The organism is Pseudomonas sp. K5002 (assembly GCF_013386655.1).
Classification (GTDB): Bacteria; Pseudomonadota; Gammaproteobacteria; order Pseudomonadales; family Pseudomonadaceae; genus Aquipseudomonas.
Map to the genome: position 1 here is coordinate 1 of NZ_JACARK010001548.1, position 604 is coordinate 604.

Genomic DNA, 604 nt, shown 5'->3' on the forward strand with positions numbered 1-604 from the left:
TCGGCCGCAAACGGGTACACCGCGAACACCACCACGAACAGCGACACGCCGCCGTAGGTCAGCAGGGCGCACACCAGCACGATCACCAGCATCGCCTGGCGCGTGCCGAGCAACTGGATCGCGGCGGCGACGATGGAGCGCGAGAAGCCGGAGATTTCAATCAGCTTGCCGAACACCGCGCCGAGCAGGAATACCGGGAAATACAGCTTGAGGAAGCCGACCATTTTCTCCATGAACACCCCGGTGAACGCGGGAGCGACGGCGGAAGGGTCGGTGAGCAGCACAGCGCCGAGGGCGGCGATGGGGGCGAACAGGATGACGCTGTAGCCACGGTAGGCGGCCAGCATCAGCAGCGCCAGGGCGGCGAGGGCAATGATCACACTCATGGTGTGTCTCCATCTGATTGTTATTTTTGTGGGGGTGAGGCGGTGGGGAGGGGCTTTAGCGAGATGTGTGCCAAGTTATTAACTTATTGAAATATATAGATAAATTCTTGATCTGTGAGAGCGTTCTCAAGTTTTTTCCCGAATTTGAGACTGTTGGAGATCAAATGTGGGAGCGGGCTTGCTCGCGAATGCGGTGTATCAGGCAGTAATTCAGGCAC

Annotated in this window: 1 pseudogene; it reads right to left on the reverse strand. The window is 57.9% G+C overall.

Going from position 1 to position 604, the window contains the following annotated elements:
• Positions 1 to 386: pseudogene (locus tag HX846_RS37845) on the reverse strand (GntP family permease); the annotation flags it as partial.
• Positions 387 to 604 lie beyond the last annotated feature (218 nt).